Origin of the sequence: Pseudomonas sp. LS.1a (genome assembly GCF_022533585.1) — a bacterium.
In the GTDB taxonomy this organism is placed as follows: Bacteria; Pseudomonadota; Gammaproteobacteria; order Pseudomonadales; family Pseudomonadaceae; genus Aquipseudomonas.
Window position 1 is genome coordinate 2,011,559 of the sequence record NZ_CP092827.1, and the last position, 17,749, is coordinate 2,029,307.

The window sequence follows — 17,749 nt, forward strand, 5'->3', positions numbered from 1 at the left end:
CTCGGCGTCGACACTTTGTTTCAGGGTTGAAATATATGACGTCTGCGTAGGGATGGCCTTAAAGTACGGCTTGGTAACCTTGTTTTGCGGTGCTTTTTTGTGAGCCATTTGCTGATAGTCGACGATGATGTCGAGGTGCTCGACCTGTTGCAGAAGTTTCTCTGCCAGCATGGTTACGAGGTTGATGTGGCCAGGGATGGCAAGGCGCTCTGGCAGGCCCTTGAGCGGCGGGTGCCAGACCTGGTCATTCTGGATGTGATGCTGCCTGGCGACAGTGGCCTGGTGTTGTGCCAGCGCTTGCTGGCCGAGCACAAGGTGGCAGTGATCATGCTCACCGCCATGGGCGAGCTGAGTGACCGGGTGGTTGGCCTGGAGCTGGGGGCGGACGACTACCTGACCAAACCGTTCGCCGCCCGTGAACTGCTGGCCCGGGTGAGGGCAGTACTGCGCCGTGCCGGCGAAGCGGCCGGTGGCGCGGCGGGCCATGCCTGCGCGATTCTGGAGTTTGCCGGCTGGCGACTGGATGTGGTGCGGCGCGAACTGCGTTCGCCGGACAACGTCATGATCCCCTTGTCCAACGGTGAATTCGAGCTGCTGCTGGTGTTCGCCGAGCATCCGCGGCGGGTGCTCAGCCGCCAGCAATTGCTGGACATGGCCCGCGGCGATGCCTACGACGCCTATGATCGCAGCATCGACGTCCAGGTGAGCCGGCTGCGCCGCAAGCTTGAAACCGACCACGGCAAAGAGCCCTTGATCCGTACCCTGCGCAACGCTGGTTACCTGTTCACGCCCACGGTCGCGAAGCGATGAAGGTCCTCGCCAGGGTTCGCCAGGCCCTGCCACGGCCCAAGATCACCATTGCCCGCTGGATCGCGCTGACCACCCTGACAGCGATGCTGTTCCTGCTGCTGCTCAAGGTGCTGTTCAGCCTGTTGCTGAGCGTCTGGGCGCAGCCACCGCTGCTGGAGAGCGGGGTGATCGAGAAGGTTGCAGCGGTCACCCGCATTCTCGATGCCGCGCCCATGGCGCAGCGTGCCAACATTGCCAGCGCGGCGGGTGACGGCTCGTACTCTGTGCGATGGCTGCGCCGCCATGACGAAGCGGGCGTGCCAGTGTTGGTCGATGCCGAGTTCAGCCAGGGTACGCCTATACTGCGCGCGCTGCTCAAGCGCCCGGATGCCAGGATCGAGGCCTTCGAACCGTCGGACATGCCGGAATACGCACCTGAGCGTGGCTATGCGCTGATGATCGAGCTGACCGACAAGTCCTGGGTGCTGTACCGTGCCACCGACCGCAGCTGGGGCCTGGATGAACTGCCGCGCAACCTGATCATCCTGGGCTTGATGCTGGTTTCCAGCCTTGCCGTCGCGCTGCTGGCCACGCGCTACCTGGCCAAGCCGCTGGAGCGCTTTGCCGAAGGTGCGCGGCGTTTTGGCAAGGACTTCAATGCCCCGCCCATTCCGGTGGTCGGCCCGCATGACCTGCGCCAGGCCATCCTCGCGTTCAATGCCACCCAGGCGCAGCTCAAGCATTTTCTCAACGACCGTACCCAGATGCTTGCGGCCATTTCCCATGACTTGCGTGCACCGCTTACGCGCATGCGCTTGCGCGCCGAGTTCATCGACGATGCCCAGCTACAGGCCAAGTTGTTCAAGGACGTCGACGAGATGCAGGCAATGGTCGATGCGGCATTGGGGTTCTTCCGTGATGATGCACGGCTGGAACAGACGACCGTATTCGACCTGGGCGAATTGCTGCTGACCGTAGTGGACGATTTCAAGGATGCGGGGGTCGAGGTCGGCCTCAGCGGGCCGCGCCGCTGTGTGTACACCGGGCGACCGGTGGGCATCAAGCGAGTGCTGGTCAACTTGATCGACAATGCCGCGAAGTATGGCCGTGAGCCCATGGTGGTGTTGGCGGTAAACGCCAGGCAGATCGAGATTACCGTGCAGGATCGCGGGCCGGGCATCGCGCCGGAGCTACATGAGCAGGTATTCGCGCCGTTCTACCGTATCGAAGGTTCGCGCAACCGCAATACCGGTGGTGTTGGGCTGGGCCTGCCCGCAGCACGGGCCATCGTGCTGGAGCAGGGAGGCAGCGTGACCCTGGGCAACCGCCCCGGTGGCGGTCTGGAAGTCAGGATCATGCTGCCGCTGGGCTGATCAGAGCCCCATTTCGCTGAGCCCGGGGTGATCATCCGGGCGCCGGCCCAACGGCCAGTGGAACTTGCGCTCGGCTTCACTGATTGGGTGTTCGTTGATGCTCGAATGACGGTTCTGCATCAGCCCGTCGTCGGCAAATTCCCAGTTCTCGTTGCCATGGGCGCGGTACCACTGGCCGCTGTCGTCGTGGTACTCGTAGACATAGCGCACGGCGATGCGGTTGCCGGTGAAGGCCCACAGCTCCTTGATCAGGCGGTACTCCAGTTCATGGTTCCATTTGCGCGCCAGGAACGCCTCGACCTCGGCACGGCCGCGGGGGAACTCGGCGCGGTTACGCCAGACGGTGTCGATGGTATAGGCAAGCGCGACCTTGGCCGGGTCGCGGCCGTTCCAGCCATCTTCGGCCAGGCGGACTTTTTCGATGGCGCTTTCACGGGTGAAGGGCGGCAGGGGTGGGCGGGACATCGGGGTTCTCCTCAGGTCGGTTGGCTTGAAGGAGAGTAGTAGCCGATGGCCGAACAGAGAATGGGTGTGCCTGGCACTTCATAATTGCAGTGCATGGAACAATTCAGATCGGTCGAGAAAGCTTGCGCAATCCCTGTGGGGGATCGCCCAGTCCTTTGGGCTGCGCTCCCACAGGGGGACTCTATCAGGCTGCGTCGGCTGCGGCTTTCCCGGCGACCTTGCTACGGCCACCCAGCCACACCAGCAGCAGCCCGGCAGCCGCCAGCACGCCACCGGCCATCGGCACGGCCGCAAAGCCCAGATCCAGGCTGATCACCGCACCACCCAGCGCCGCGCCCAAGGCGTTGCCCAGGTTGAACGCGCCGACGTTGATCGACGAGGCCAGCCCCGGTGCTTCGATGGCGGCGATCATCACCCGCATCTGCAGCGGCGGTACCACGGCGAAGGTGAACATGCCCCACACCAGCAAGGCGATGGCGGCGCCGATGTGGCTGCCCAGTACCAGCGGCATCAGCAGCATGATCACTGCCAGTGCCGCGAGGACGATCCGCGCCGCACCCTCCAGCGACCAGTCGGCCAGGCGGCCACCCAGGCTGTTGCCCAGGGTGAAGCCGATACCGATCAGCACCAGGCCCAGGGTGACGAAGCTGTCCGAGGCGCCGGTCAGTTCGGCCAGTACCGGTGCCACGTAGGTGTACAAGGTGAACATGGCGCCGGCACCGAGCACGGTGGTGGCCATTGCCAGCAGCACGCTGGGGCGGGCAATGACCGCCAGCTCCTTGCGTACATGCGGCACGCTGCCGCGTTCACCCTTGGGCAGGGCGTACCACAGCGCGGCCATGGCCAGCAGGCCCAGCACGGCGGTACCGGCAAAGGCCATGCGCCAGCCGACCTGCTGGCCAATCCAGGTGGCGGCCGGCACGCCGCCGATATTGGCGATGGTCAGGCCCATGAACATGGTGGCCACGGCACTGGCCTGTTTCTCCTTGGGCACCACACTGGCGGCCACTACCGCGCCAAGGCCGAAGAATGCGCCGTGGTTGAGGCTGGTGACCAATCGCGAGGCGAGCAGGGTGTAGTAGTCCGGTGACAGCGACGACAGCAGGTTGCCGAGGGTGAAGATGGCCATCAGTGCCATCAGTGCGGCGCGCTTGCCGAAACGGCTGAACAGCAGGGTCATGATCGGCGCGCCGACCATCACACCAATGGCGTAGGCGGTAATCAGCATGCCAGCGCTGGGGATGCTGACGTCGACACCTTGGGCGATCACCGGCAGCAGGCCCATCGGCGTGAACTCGGTGGTGCCGATGCCGAAGGCACCGATGGCCAGGGCAAACAGGACGCGCCCGGCGTTCATTGCGCGTGCTCCGGCGCGGCCAACTCGGTCAATGGGCATGGGGTGGCCTCCGTCAGTTTGACTGGTGTCTCATGGAACTGTGGCAGTACGTATTCGGCGATTTCGTGCAGGGTTTCGTCCAGCGGTCGCACGTTACGCCGCAGGTGCAGGCCGATATGGTCGACGCCCGCCGCGCGCAGGGCGCCGAGCTCGGCCGCCAGTGCCTTGCGGCCACCGCGAAAACCGAAGCGCCAGCGTTGCAGCGGTTCGTCGGGGTTGTCCGCCAGGTCCAGGTGGATGAAGCTGCTGTAGGGCTTGTCGCCCGCCACCGCGCGCCAGGCGGCGACCCGCCGGCGGTGGTCATCCGGCGTGCCGGGGTAGGCCAGGCAGCCGTCCAGGTTGCTGCCGATCCATGCCGGGCTTTGCTGGGCCAGGCCGGCTACCAGCAACGGCAGCGGCGAGGCGGTGCCGGGTAATACGGCCAGACCTTCGGGCAGGTGGCCGTTGGCACCATCACGCAGCAGCGCGACCTGTTGGCGGAATGCGTTGCCGCGTCCCTCGAAATCCCGACCGAACAGCGGGTATTCCACCGGCCGGTCACCACTGGCCACGCCCAGCAGCAGGCGATTGCCGCTGAGGCGCTGCACACTATTGGCCGACTTCAGGGTCAGCAGCGGTTCGCGAATCGGCAGCACCACGGCAGCCGTGCCGAGCAGGATGTCGCGGGTTACCCCGGCCAGGTAGCCGAGGTAGGCAAACACCTCGAACACCTGGGCGGCGTCGCCGAACGACGGGTCATACAGCGGCACATCGCGGATCCACAGGGCGCGGTAGCCCAGGCGGTCGGCCAGTTGTGCCAGTTCTGCATGGCGGGCCAGGTCCGGCTCGCCGAACTGGCGGCCGTCGCGGCGCCGTGCCTGTTCACCGGTGGGCGTCCAGTCGTGGTCCAGCGGCGCTTCCAGGCCGACACTGAAGCCGCCAGCGGTCAGGCGTTCGAGGGGTGTGGTCATGGCATCAATCCCAGATTGGCGCCAGGCCGTCAGGGCTGACTTCGCGGCCATTGCGCTCGAGCTTGGCGATGCGCGCCATGTCGTCGGCGTCCAGCTTCAGGTCACGGGCGAGCAGGTTGCTGGCCAGGTTTTCGCGTTTGGTCGACGACGGGATCACCGCGTAGCCCAGCTGCAGGGCCCAGGCCAGGGCAACCTGGGCGACGGTGGCCTTGTGCTTGGCGGCGATCTCGGCCAGTACCGGGTCTTTCAGGACCTTGCCGTAAGCCAGGGTCATGTACGAGGTGACGGTGACGCCTTGCTCCTTGAGGAACGCGGTCAGCTTGCTGTTCTGCAGGTACGGGCTGAGCTCGATCTGGTTGGTGGCGATTTCGCCTTTGCCGACCACTTCGATGGCCTGGCGGGTCAGTTCGATGTTGAAGTTGGATACACCGATCTGGCGAGTCAGGCCGAGCTTCTTGGCTTCGGCCAGGGCGGCCATGTATTCGGGCAGTTCAACGCCGTTGCCTGGGGCTGGCCAGTGGATCAGCAGCAGGTCGACGTAGTCGGTGCGCAGTTTCTGCAGGCTCTCGCGCAGGCTGGGGATCAGCTTGTCCGCGGCGTAGTTTTCAATCCAGATCTTGGTGGTGATGAACAGTTCGTCGCGCTTGACGCCGCTTTCGGCGATAGCCTGGCCAACGTCGGCTTCGTTCTTGTAGATCTGCGCGGTGTCGATGACCCGGTAGCCCAGTTCCAGGGCCGACTTGACGGAATCGATGACGGCCTGGCCGGTGAGGCGGAAGGTGCCGAGGCCGAAGGATGGAATGCTCATGGATCTGCTCCTGATGCGTAAGGGGTGAACCGAACCGAGCCTGATCGCTCGGGTTCGATCGCTTTTCGTGTGGGGAGCAGTGTGCGGCTTTGAGGGGGATTGATTAAGGTGGGGCGGGGCCAAGGTCATTTGACCGGGAGGCAAGAATAGGCCGTTGTGTCGTGACTGTTGCTGCAGGAATGCAGGGTAAGCCTGACCCGGCCTCTTCGCGGGTGAACCCGCTCCTACAGGTACTGCACCGTTCCTGAGTGCTGCGCAGTACCTGTGGGAGCGGGTTCACCCGCGAAGAGGCCGGTACAGGAAAACGAAACAGCCCGCCATGAAGGCGGGCCGTCTGGCATTGCAAGGCGACAATCAGCGGCGGCGGAACAGCGGCAGCGGCTCGTCGGTGGCGGCCTGGTAGGTCACCGAGAAGTCCTTCAGGCTTTGCAGCGCGTCTTCCGGGTCCTTGTCGGCACGGATGGCGAACGCGTCAAAACCGCAACGGGCCATGAAGAACAGCTGGTCACGCAGCACGTCGCCAATGGCGCGCAGCTCGCCCTTGAACTTGTAGCGGTCACGCAGCAGGCGCGCATTGGAGTAGTTGCGCCCGTCGGTGAACGCCGGGAAGTTCAGCGCGATGACCTGGAAGTGATGTACGTCCTCGCCGATTTCTTCCGCCTGCTCGTCGCTGTCCAGCCACACGCCCAGGCCGCCGTCGCGGGCCTTGAGTACGTGGGCATGGTCGCGCCACATCTGCAGCGGGACGATGTAGTCGTCGCAGTTGGTCAGCTCGTCAAAGGACGTTTCCTTGGGCAGCAGGTGCCAGGTTTCGTCGACGATCTGGTTGTTCTTAATGATTCGCTGCATAGACGCGTTCCTTGAAGGGGTCGATGCCGATACGCTGGTAGGTGTCGATGAAACGCTCTTCCTCGGTACGTTGCTCGACGTACACGGCGATCAGCTTCTCGATCACATCGGCCATGTCTTCCTGGGCGAAGGACGGGCCGAGGATCTTGCCCAGGCTCGCGCCACGCGCGGCATTGCCGCCCAGCGACACCTGGTAGAACTCCTCGCCCTTCTTGTCCACGCCGAGGATGCCGATGTGGCCCACGTGGTGGTGGCCGCAGGCGTTCATGCAGCCGGAGATGTTCAGGTCGATTTCGCCGATGTCGAACAGGTAGTCCAGGTCGTCGAAGCGGCGCTGGATGGATTCTGCGATCGGGATCGACTTGGCGTTGGCCAGCGAGCAGTAATCACCACCCGGGCAGCAGATGATGTCGGTCAGCAGGCCGATGTTCGGGGTGGCGAAGCCGCTTTCGCGCAGTTCCAGCCACAGGGCGTGCAGCTGGCGCTGCTCGACATCGGCAAGGATGATGTTCTGCTCGTGCGAAGTGCGCAGGAAGCCGAAGCTGTAGCGCTCGGCCAGGTCGGCCACGGCGTCCAGCTGCTTGTCGGTCAGGTCGCCCGGGGCAACGCCGGTGGGCTTCAGCGACAGGGTCACGGCCACGTAACCAGGGCGCTTGTGAGCGCGGGTGTTGCGCGAGCGCCAGCGGGCGAAGCCTGGGTACTCGGCGTCCTGGGCGGTGTAATCGACGTTGTCCAGGGCCAGGTAGGCCGGGTCGACGAAGTGGCGCGACACACGCTGCACTTCGGCTTCGGTCAGGGTGGTGCTGCCGCCACGCAGGTGGACCATTTCGGCCTCGACCTTCTCGGCGAACACTTCCGGGGTAAGGGCTTTGACCAGGATCTTGATCCGCGCCTTGTACTTGTTGTCACGGCGACCGTAACGGTTGTACACGCGCAGGATGGCGTCGAGGTAGCTGATCAGGTCTTGCCACGGCAGGAATTCGTTGATGAACGAGCCCACCACCGGGGTACGGCCCAGGCCGCCACCGACCAGCACGCGGAAGCCCAGTTCACCAGCGGCATTGCGCACCGGCTCCAGGCCGATGTCGTGCACTTCGATGGCGGCGCGGTCTTCCTGCGAGCCGTTGATGGCAATCTTGAACTTGCGCGGCAGGTAGGCGAATTCCGGGTGGAAGGTGGTCCACTGGCGGACGATTTCGCACCACGGGCGCGGGTCGACGATTTCGTCTGCGGCCACGCCGGCGAACTGGTCGGTGGTGGTGTTGCGCAGGCAGTTGCCGCTGGTCTGGATCGCGTGCATCTGCACGGTGGCCAGTTCGGCGAGGATGTCCGGGATGTCTTCCAGCGCCGGCCAGTTGAATTGCACGTTCTGGCGGGTGGAGATATGGGCGTAGCCCTTGTCGTAGTCGCGGGCGATCTTGGCCAGCGTACGGACCTGGGTGGCGTTCAGCTGGCCGTACGGCACGGCGACACGCAGCATCGGCGCGAAACGCTGGATGTAAAGGCCGTTCTGCAGGCGCAGAGGGCGGAATTCTTCTTCGCTCAGCTCACCGGCCAGATAGCGGCGGGTCTGATCACGGAACTGCTTGACGCGGTCCTCGATGATCCGCTGATCGTACTCGTCGTATACGTACATAAAAGTCCTGTCTCAGGCATGCAGCTATTCGCGCGCACGGCCGCGCACTCCGCTTCGGAGCCGAGGAACGATAGCAGGTTGTGTTTATGCGCTAAAGTGATGTTTTTGCATATGAAAAGAACCAAATGGACTATGTGAGACTGACTGCCATTTGTGCGCTTGGAGTGGCCTGGCGTTTATAATCCGCTGTTTGCTTCGCAGGGATTTCAGCCCATGCTCAAGGCGTTGTGCCATAGCTTGTGTCTTGCCTTGCCGCTGGCGGCAAGCGCGCAGCCGGCTTCGGTGGTTTTCCTCAACCCGGGGCTGTCCTCCGAGACGTTCTGGACCAGTTATACCCGCTTCATGCAGGCCGCCGCGGACGAGCTGGGCATGACCCTGCGCGTGGAATACAGCGAGCGCCGCGCCGACCTGGCGCTGACCCAGGCCAAGGCGATCCTAAGCGGGCCGCAGCGGCCGGATTACCTGGTGCTGGTCAACGAGCAGTATGTGGCGCCGGAGATCATCCGCCTGTCGCGTGGCAGCGGGGTCAAGCTGTTCCTGGTCAACAACGGCCTGACTGCCAGCCAGGCCCGTAGCATCGAGGCCCAGCCCGACAAGTATGCCGAGCTGCTGGGCACCTTGACGGCCAACGACGAGCAGGCGGGCTTCCAGATGTTGCACCAGATGGTCGCGCAGTTGCCCCGCGACAGTGGGCCGGTGGACCTGGTGGCCTTTGCCGGGGTCAAGACCACACCGGCCTCGCAGCTGCGCGAGGAAGGCATGCGCCGCGCCCTGGCCGATTTCCCCCAGGTGCGTTTGCGTCAGGTGGTGTATGGCGGCTGGAGCCGTCAGCGCGCCTACGAGCAGGCGCAGCAGCTGCTGGAGCGCTACCCGGCTACCCGCCTGGTGTGGTCGGCCAATGACGAGATGGCCTTTGGTGCCATGCAGGCGTTCGAGGAGGCGGGGCGCAAGCCGGGGCGCGATGTGCTGTTCAGCGCCATCAACAGCTCGCCCGCTGCCCTGCGGGCACGTATCGACGGGCGTCTGAGCGTGCTGATGGGCGGGCATTTCACCCTCGGCGGTTGGGCCATGGTGATGCTTCACGATGACGCCCAGGGGCTGGCGGTGAACCGCGACGGTCTGCGCGAGCATCGCACGCCGGTGTTGCAGCCGATCGACCAGGCCAAGGCGAAGCATTGGCTGAAACTGCTGGAACGGGCCGACTACGGCGTCGATTTCCAGCAGTACAGCGCCGAAGGGCGGCCGCCCGGCTATCAGTACCCCTTTCTGACGTCACCGATCAATTATTGAAAGACCCTGCTTGAGGGAAGGGCATTGCTCGTCTTAACTGCTGGTGGTGAAGTGCATTCCCATAACCACTACAAGAGGCAATGCAATGGGAAACTCAACCAAGGTCCGCAAAGCTGACAGCAGCGTCGATGCCTGGGCGATCCTCTGCCTGATCGTTCTGGTGGTGGTCACTGCCGTGTATTGGGTCAGCCACCAGTAGACTTGTATTCAAGACCGTGATGCAGCCAGAGCGCCTGCGGGAGGGAGTCCCGCGGGCGTGTTTGCTTTGCCTGTGCCGGCCTCTTCGCGGGCTAGCGAGCCAGGTGCAGGGCCAACTGCACCAGGCCGATCAATACGGCTATGAACACCAGGGTGAACAGCGTCCCCAGCGCAATGAAATGGCTGGCCTTGCCGTGGGTGAAGTCGCGGGCGCGGTTCTTGCCGCTTTGCACGCCGAAGGCGGCAGCGAGGATGCTGTGCAGCATCTGCCAGAAAGTCGGGGGTTTGCCCTGGCTGGAATCGTCCATGGTGGCTCCTGAGGAAATCAGAGGCAATCAGGGACAGTGTAGGCAATGAGATCGAGGTTGGCTTTGCCGGCCTCTTCGCGGGCTCGCCCGCTCCCACAGGTACGTCACAGGTCCTGAGGCCTGTGATGTACCTGTGGGAGCGGGCAAGCCCGCGAAGAAGCCAACGCGGTCTTAGCTATCGTACCCGAGGTTAGGCGCCAACCAGCGCTCGCTCACGCTCACATCCTGGCCTTTGCGCGCGCTGTAACGCTCGATCTGGTCCTTGTCGACCTTGCCCACGGCAAAGTACTGCGCCTGCGGGTGGGCAAAGTACCAGCCGCTGACCGCCGCCGCCGGGAACATCGCGAAGTGATCGGTGAGGAACACGCCGCTCGGCCCGGTCTCGCCGATGGCAGTGCCATCAAGCAGGCGGAACAGGGTTTCCTTCTCGGTGTGGTCCGGGCAGGCCGGGTAGCCGGGAGCCGGGCGAATGCCGCGGTACTGCTCCTTGATCAGCGCTTCGTTGTCCAGGTGTTCGTCGCGGGCATAACCCCAGTGCTCTTTACGCACCTGCTCGTGCAACCATTCGGCACAGGCCTCGGCCAGGCGGTCGGCCAGGGCCTTGACCATGATCGAGCTGTAGTCGTCGCCCTTGTCCTGATAGGCCTTGGCCACTTCCTCGGCACCGATGCCAGCGGTGGTGATGAAACCACCGACATAATCGGTGACACCACTGGCCTTCGGCGCGACGAAGTCGGCCAGCGACCAGTTGGGCTTGCCGTCCGGCTTGATGGTCTGCTGGCGCAGGTGGTGCAGGGTGGCCAGTGCCTGGCCGTTGTCGCCATAGACTTCGATGTCGTCATCGGCCACCTGGTTGGCCGGCCAGAAGCCGAACACCGCTCGGGCACTGATCAGTTTTTCGTCGATCAGCTTGTCGAGCATCTCGCGGGCATCCTTGTACAGCGCCGTGGCAGCCTCGCCGACCACTTCGTCGGTGAGGATGCGCGGGAACTTGCCAGCCAGGTCCCAGGAGATGAAGAACGGGGTCCAGTCGATGTAATCGGCCAAGGTGCGCAGGTCGATGTCTTCCAGCACCTTGACGCCGGTGAAGGAGGGTACCGCTGGCTGGTAGCCAGCCCAGTCGTACTGCGGCTTGGCGGCGATGGCCTGGGCGTAGCTCAGGCGCTCGGTGCGGGCACTGCGGTTGGCGGTGCGCTCGCGTACTTCTTCGTATTCCTGGCGGGTCTTTTCGACGAAGCCGGCTTTCAGCTCCTTGGACAGCAACTGGGTGGCAACGCCCACCGCACGCGAGGCGTCGGTGACGTAGACCACGGCGTCGTTGCTGTACTTGGGCTCGATCTTGACCGCGGTGTGCGCCTTGGAGGTGGTGGCGCCGCCGATCATCAGCGGCAACTGGAAGCCCTGGCGCTGCATTTCGCGGGCAACGTGGACCATTTCGTCCAGTGACGGCGTGATCAGGCCGGACAGGCCGATGATGTCGCACTTCTCGTCGCGGGCGGTTTGCAGGATCTTCTCGGCCGGCACCATCACGCCAAGGTCGACGATGTCGTAGCCGTTACAGCCCAGCACCACGCCGACGATGTTCTTGCCGATGTCGTGCACGTCGCCTTTTACCGTGGCCATCAGGATCTTGCCCTTGGCTTCCGGCTTGTCGCCTTTCTCGGCTTCGATGAACGGGATCAGGTGTGCTACCGCCTGTTTCATCACGCGGGCCGACTTCACCACCTGGGGCAGGAACATCTTGCCCGCGCCGAACAGGTCGCCGACCACGTTCATGCCATTCATCAGCGGGCCTTCGATCACCTCGATCGGGCGTGCGCACTGCTGGCGGCATTCTTCGGTGTCTTCGACGATGAACGCGGTGATGCCCTTGACCAGCGCGTGCTCCAGGCGTTTTTCCACCGGCAGCGAGCGCCACTCTTCGTTTTCCACTTCCTTGGTTGCGCCGCCGCCCTTGTAGTCGTCGGCGATGGCCAGCAGCGCGTCGGTGCCATGCGGGGTACGGTTGAGCACCACGTCCTCGACCTTTTCACGCAGTGCAGCCGGGATTTCGTCATAGATCTCCAGCTGGCCGGCGTTGACGATACCCATGGTCAGGCCGTTCTGGATGGCGTGATACAGGAATACCGAGTGGATCGCCTCACGCACCGGGTTGTTGCCCCGGAACGAGAACGACACGTTGGACACACCGCCCGAACTCAGGGCGTGGGGCAGGTGGTCGCGGATGTAGGCACAGGCCTCGATGAAATCGACGGCGTAGTTGTTGTGCTCTTCGATGCCGGTGGCGACGGCGAAGATGTTCGGGTCGAAGATGATGTCTTCCGGCGGGAAGCCCACTTCGTTGACCAGGATGTCATAGCTGCGCTGGCAGATTTCCTTCTTGCGCGCGGCGGTATCGGCCTGGCCGACCTCGTCGAAGGCCATCACCACCACGGCAGCGCCATAGCGCTTGCACAGGCGGGCATGGTGCTTGAACTGCTCGACGCCTTCCTTCATGGAAATGGAGTTGACGATGCCCTTGCCCTGGATGCATTTCAGGCCGGCTTCGATCACTTCCCACTTGGACGAGTCGATCATGATCGGCACGCGCGAGATGTCCGGTTCGCCGGCGATCAGGTTGAGGAAACGGACCATGGCGGCCTGGGAGTCGAGCATCCCTTCGTCCATGTTGATGTCGATTACCTGGGCGCCGGCCTCGACCTGCTGCAGGGCGACTTCCAGGGCTTCGGTGTAGTTCTCTTCACGGATCAGCCGGGCGAACTTGGCGGAGCCGGTGATGTTGGTGCGCTCGCCGACGTTGACGAACAGCGACTGGCGGTCGATGGTGAACGGCTCCAGGCCCGACAGGCGGCAGGCCTTGGCGATTTCCGGAATCTCGCGCGGCTTGTACTTGGCCACGGCCTCGGCGATGGCCTGGATGTGGCCCGGGGTGGTGCCGCAGCAGCCGCCGATGATGTTGAGGAAGCCGCTGGCGGCGAATTCCTCGACCACCACGGCCATTTCCGCCGGGGTTTCGTCGTATTCACCGAAGGCGTTCGGCAGGCCGGCGTTGGGGTGGGCCGAGACATGGGTGTCGGCCTTGGTTGCCAGCTCTTCCAGGTACGGGCGCAGGTCCTTGGCGCCAAGGGCGCAGTTCAGGCCCACGGAAATCGGCTTGGCGTGGCGCACCGAGTTCCAGAACGCTTCGGTGGTCTGGCCCGACAGGGTACGGCCCGAGGCGTCGGTGATGGTGCCGGAGATCATGATCGGCAGTTCGATGCCGTCTTCCTCGAACACCTGCTGCACGGCGAAGATCGCCGCCTTGGCGTTGAGGGTGTCGAAAATGGTCTCGATCAGCAGCAGGTCGGCGCCGCCTTCGATCAGGCCGCGGGTAGCCTCGATGTAGTTCGTTACCAGCTCATCGAAGGTGACGTTGCGGTAGCCGGGGTCGTTGACGTCCGGGGAAATCGAGCAGGTGCGGCTGGTAGGGCCGAGCACGCCGGCGACGAAGCGCGGCTTGTCCGGGGTTTCCAGGGTCTTGGCATCGGCCACCTGGCGGGCGATGCGCGCGCCCTCGACGTTCAGCTCGTAAACCAGCGATTCCATGCCATAGTCGGCCTGGGAAATCTGCGTGGCGTTGAAGGTGTTGGTTTCGAGAATATCGGCGCCGGCATCCAGGTAGGCCTTCTCGATGGCGGCGATCACGTCCGGGCGGCTGAGCAGCAACAGGTCGTTGTTACCCTTGACATCGCTTGGCCAATCGGCGAAACGCGTGCCACGATAGTCGTGTTCCTCGAGGCGGTAGCTTTGGATCATAGTACCCATGCCGCCGTCGAGGATCAGGATGCGCTCTTTGAGTGCGTTCTGGAGTGCTTGGAGACGAGCGCTGCGGTCGGACATAGGAACTACCTGGTCGGGCAAATTTCAGAAGGTGCAGAATCATAACAAAGCTGCGCAGATTTTAGGCACATCGCCCATTTGCATGAAAATGGCTCATGTTGGGCGGGCGTCGGCAAGGCACGGCACCCCAAGGACGACCAGTCAACAAATCGTGATGGCTTTCAATACCCAGGACTTTCCGCACATGGTGCATCGTATTCTTGCCGGCGTTTTCGCCCTGCTCATCAGCAGTGTGGCGTTCGGGCAAGCCCCCCAGTCGAGCCCGGCTGTTTCCTACACCCGGGACATTCAACCGATCTTCACCGAGAAATGCGTGGCCTGCCACGCCTGCAACGACGCCGCCTGCCAGCTGAAGCTGGAAAGCCCTGAAGGCGCGGTGCGCGGGGCCAGCAAGGTCCCGGTGTACCAGGGCGAGCGCAGCAAGGCAGTGCCTACCACGCGGCTGTTCTACGACGCCCACAGCGAGGGCGAATGGCGCAAGAAGGGTTTCTACTCGGTGCTCGACAACCAGGGCAGCCAGGCCGCGCTGATGGCGCGCATGCTCGAGCTGGGGCACAAGACCCCGCTCACGCCCAACGCCAAGCTGCCCGAGGAAATTGTCCTGGGCCTGAACCGCAACAACATGTGCCCGTTGCCGCATGAGTTCGATGCCTATGCCGGCGCCCATCCCAAGGAAGGCATGCCGCTGGCGGTGACCGGGCTGACCGACAAGGAATACGACACCATGCGCCGCTGGCTGGCCGCCGGTGCGCCGGTCGAGTACCAGTCGATCAAGCCGAGCGCGGCCGAAGCCAAGCAGATCGCCGACTGGGAAGAGCTGCTCAACCGCCCGGGTTCCACCGAGGCACTGGTTGGCCGTTGGCTGTACGAGCACCTGTTCCTGGCGCATATCTACTTCGTCGGTGGCGAGCAGGGCCACTTCTTCCAGTGGGTACGTTCGCGCACCCCGAGCGGCCAGCCGGTCGACCTGATCGCCACGCGCCGCCCCAACGACCCGCCGGGCACCGACTTCTATTACCGGCTGGTCCCGGTGCAGGGCGTGATCGTGCACAAGACGCACATCACCTACCCGATGGGGCCGCAGAAGCTCAAGCGGGTCAAGCAACTGTTCTATGCCGGTGACTGGCATGCCACTGCACTGCCAGGCTATGGCCCGCGCCACCGGGCCAACCCGTTCGAAACCTTCGAAGCGATCCCGGCAGTGGCGCGCTACCAGTTCATGCTGGATAACGCCGAGTACTTCGTGCGCACCTTCATCCGTGGCCCGGTATGCCGTGGGCAGATTGCCACTGACGTGATCCGCGACAACTTCTGGGCATTGTTCCAGGAGCCGGCCCACGACCGCTACATTACCGATGCCAAGTACCGTGGCGAGGCCACGCCGCTGCTGGCCATGCCTGGGCAGATCGATGACGTGGGCAGCGTGCTGAGTCTTTGGCACGCCTACCGCGACAAGCGCAACGAGTACGAAAAACTGCGTCGCGAAGCCTATGCCGACATGCCGGCGCCGGGCTGGGCGACGCTGTGGGCCGGTAACGACAACGCGTTGCTGAGCATCTTCCGCCACTTCGACAGCGCCTCGGTGACCAAGGGCCTGATCGGTGACGTGCCGCTGACCGTGTGGCTGTTCGACTACCCGTTGTTCGAGCGCACCTATTACCAGCTGGCGGTCAACTTCGATGTGTTCGGCAACGTCTCGCACCAGTTGCAGACGCGCCTTTACTTCGACCTGATCCGCAACGGCGCCGAGGTCAACTTCCTGCGCCTGATGCCGGCCGACCAGCGCAAGGCGATCCTCGGCGACTGGTACCAGAACAGCGGCAAGGTGAAGATGTGGATGGATTATGAAGACATCGACACCGACACCCCGAGCGGTATCCAGCTCGACCCGCGCAACCCCAAGCGCGACTTCGGCCTGAAGCTTCTGCAGCGTACCGGCAGCCTGAATGCCGCGCCTGACCCGATCAACCGCTGCCAGGGCGCGTTCTGTTCACGGCCGCAGGTGAGCGAAGAGTTCCGCAATGCCGAGCAGTCGCTCAGCCGCCTGGTGTCGCGCCCGGCTGCCGGGTTGAAGGTGATCAACCAGCTGCCCGAAGCGACCATGCTGCGCATCGAAGGGCAGGGCGGCCAGCGCCAGGTGTACAGCCTGCTGCGCAACCGCGCGCACAGCAACGTGGCGTTCCTGCTGGGCGAGGCGTACCGCTACCAGCCGGGGCTGGATACCCTGACCCTGTACCCCGGCGTGCTCAGCAGCTACCCCAACTTCATCTTCAACATCCCGACCAAGGATGTGCCGGAGTTCGTCGAGGACATGGAGTATGCGAAGAATGATGCGGCGAAGTTCGAGCGTATCGTCATGCGCTGGGGCGTGCGTCGCAGTCACCCTGAGTTCTGGCGCTACTTCCATGACCTGAACAGCTTCATCAAGGAAACCGAACCGGTCGAGGCGGGCGTGCTGGACATGAACCGCTACGAGAACCTCTGATCGGTCGGGCTGACCTTTCCGATTACCCTGCGGTCGGACTTGCTGGGTGGTCCTGATCGATTGCAAGGGGGCTGCTTTGCAGCCCTTCGCGGCTAAACCCGCTCCCACAGGTATTGCGCAACGCTCGAGCTCAGCGCTAACCCTGTGGGAGCGGGTTTACCCGCGAACGAGCGCGTAGCGCTCGCCCCTGCATCCGAGCCTGGGCCTCAATGCACCGGCAATCGCAGGGTACTCCATGCTGTATTCGCTTCAGGCACTGCGGGCGTTCGCCGCCTGGGTGGTGGTCTGCCACCATTTCATGCAGATCTTCTTCGACTTCCATGCCACCGGCCCCATCGGCCAACTGCTCACCGACCGCGGCGCCGCAGGCGTCGATATCTTCTTCGTCATCAGCGGGCTGGTCATCTACCTGTCGACCTGCGACAAAGCCATCGAGCCCCGCCAGTTCCTGCTCAACCGGGCACTGCGTATCGTCCCGGCCTACTGGTTCTACACGGCGCTGATGGCAACCCTGCTGCTGGCCTTCAGCCAGTGGCTGCCGCACCAGGCATTCACCTGGCACCACCTGCTGTTGTCGCTGCTGTTCATCCCGGCGGAAAACCCTGGTGGCTACGGCTTGTACCCGACCCTGAACGTGGGCTGGACGCTGAACTTCGAGATGTTCTTCTACCTGCTGTTCGGCCTGGCTTTACTGGTGCGCCAGCGTCATCAGCAGCTACTGGTCACCGCCGCACTGCTGCTGGCCAGCGAGGTACTGGGCCGGCTGGGCGTGCTCAGCCGCTTCTACAGCAACGACATCATCTACGAGTTCCTGCTCGGCATCGGCCTGGGCGTGCTGCACCGTCGCGGGCTGATTCGCCATGGCCGCTGGCTGCCGTTGGCGTTGCTGGCGGTGGCAGGCCTGGCCATCTACCACCTGGACGCTTCCCGGCGTTTGCTGCACTGGGGCGTGCCGAGTGCAATGATCGTGCTGGCCTTCGTCGCCCTGGAGCCGCTGCTGCGCGGTAACCGGCTGCTCAAGGCGCTGGGCGACTGTTCGTACTCGGTGTACCTGATCCATGTGCTGGTGTTGTATGCCGGCTGGTTCGCCAGCCAGCGCCTGCAGTTGAACCCATACCTGGTGTTCGCCCTGTGCGTGCCGTCCATTGGACTAATGTCGTGGTTCAGCTACCAGTGGCTGGAGCGCGGCCTGTACCGGCGCATGCAGGCCTGGCTGGCGGCGCCACGGGGGCAGCCCCCTGAATATGCGCTTTCCCGAGTCAAATACTAGGACTTTGTTCGAAGGCCGGGTTGGCGTACACTTGGCCGCAAGTCTGTGAGGAA

General features: G+C 63.8%; 13 protein-coding genes. 5 read left to right on the forward strand and 8 right to left on the reverse strand.

What is annotated here, in order from left to right; genetic code table 11:
• Nucleotides 1-99 precede the first annotated feature (99 nt).
• Both MKK04_RS09270 and MKK04_RS09275 read left to right on the forward strand, forming a co-directional pair.
• Nucleotides 100-810 carry a response regulator gene (locus MKK04_RS09270; protein WP_241106477.1) on the forward strand — a complete coding sequence of 237 codons (711 nt, stop codon included), beginning with the start codon at nt 100-102 and terminating at the stop codon, nt 808-810.
• On the forward strand, nt 807-2,162 hold the full coding sequence (locus MKK04_RS09275) for an ATP-binding protein (protein ID WP_241106478.1): 1,356 nt from the start codon (nt 807-809) through the stop codon (nt 2,160-2,162). Before MKK04_RS09270 ends, MKK04_RS09275 begins: the two co-directional genes overlap by 4 nt.
• On the opposite strand, the gene MKK04_RS09280 is transcribed toward MKK04_RS09275, so the two are convergent.
• From MKK04_RS09280 to MKK04_RS09305, 6 genes are all read right to left on the reverse strand, one after another.
• Nucleotides 2,163-2,627, reverse strand: a complete 465-nt coding sequence (locus tag MKK04_RS09280) for a nuclear transport factor 2 family protein (RefSeq protein ID WP_063914057.1) — start codon at nt 2,625-2,627, stop codon at nt 2,163-2,165.
• A 184-nt stretch (nt 2,628-2,811) separates the two neighbouring features.
• The gene (locus MKK04_RS09285) at nt 2,812-3,984 is read right to left on the reverse strand and encodes an MFS transporter (protein ID WP_233687905.1); all 1,173 of its coding nucleotides are present in this window, start codon (nt 3,982-3,984) and stop codon (nt 2,812-2,814) included.
• Complete coding sequence (locus tag MKK04_RS09290) at nt 3,981-4,973, reverse strand: TIGR03571 family LLM class oxidoreductase (protein ID WP_241106479.1); 993 nt, start codon at nt 4,971-4,973, stop codon at nt 3,981-3,983. Before MKK04_RS09290 ends, MKK04_RS09285 begins: the two co-directional genes overlap by 4 nt.
• A gap of 4 nt (nt 4,974-4,977) precedes the next feature.
• Entirely contained in the window at nt 4,978-5,781 is an 804-nt protein-coding gene (gene dkgB, locus MKK04_RS09295) for a 2,5-didehydrogluconate reductase DkgB (RefSeq protein ID WP_241106480.1), read from the reverse strand.
• Between the two features lie 354 nt (nt 5,782-6,135).
• Nucleotides 6,136-6,630, reverse strand: a complete 495-nt coding sequence (locus MKK04_RS09300; protein ID WP_063914061.1) for a DUF934 domain-containing protein — start codon at nt 6,628-6,630, stop codon at nt 6,136-6,138.
• Nucleotides 6,614-8,266, reverse strand: a complete 1,653-nt coding sequence (locus MKK04_RS09305) for a nitrite/sulfite reductase (RefSeq protein WP_207837432.1) — start codon at nt 8,264-8,266, stop codon at nt 6,614-6,616. The genes MKK04_RS09300 and MKK04_RS09305 overlap by 17 nt, the downstream gene beginning before the upstream one ends.
• Before the next feature lie 213 nt (nt 8,267-8,479).
• On the opposite strand from MKK04_RS09305, the gene MKK04_RS09310 reads away from it, so the two are divergent.
• The gene (locus MKK04_RS09310; RefSeq protein WP_207837429.1) at nt 8,480-9,556 is read left to right on the forward strand and encodes an ABC transporter substrate-binding protein; all 1,077 of its coding nucleotides are present in this window, start codon (nt 8,480-8,482) and stop codon (nt 9,554-9,556) included.
• Between the two features lie 290 nt (nt 9,557-9,846).
• Here MKK04_RS09310 and MKK04_RS09315 read toward each other — a convergent pair whose 3' ends face one another.
• Both MKK04_RS09315 and metH read right to left on the reverse strand, forming a co-directional pair.
• Nucleotides 9,847-10,062, reverse strand: coding sequence for a DUF2970 domain-containing protein (locus MKK04_RS09315; protein ID WP_003256398.1), 216 nt, complete (start codon nt 10,060-10,062; stop codon nt 9,847-9,849).
• 171 nt (nt 10,063-10,233) lie between these two features.
• Nucleotides 10,234-13,941, reverse strand: coding sequence for a methionine synthase (gene metH / locus MKK04_RS09320; RefSeq protein WP_241106481.1), 3,708 nt, complete (start codon nt 13,939-13,941; stop codon nt 10,234-10,236).
• A gap of 184 nt (nt 13,942-14,125) precedes the next feature.
• On the opposite strand from metH, the gene MKK04_RS09325 reads away from it, so the two are divergent.
• Nucleotides 14,126-16,426, forward strand: a complete 2,301-nt coding sequence (locus MKK04_RS09325) for a fatty acid cis/trans isomerase (RefSeq protein WP_241106482.1) — start codon at nt 14,126-14,128, stop codon at nt 16,424-16,426.
• Nucleotides 16,427-16,661: 235 nt separating this feature from the next.
• Entirely contained in the window at nt 16,662-17,696 is a 1,035-nt protein-coding gene (locus MKK04_RS09330) for an acyltransferase family protein (protein WP_207837423.1), read from the forward strand.
• Nucleotides 17,697-17,749: the final 53 nt, after the last annotated feature.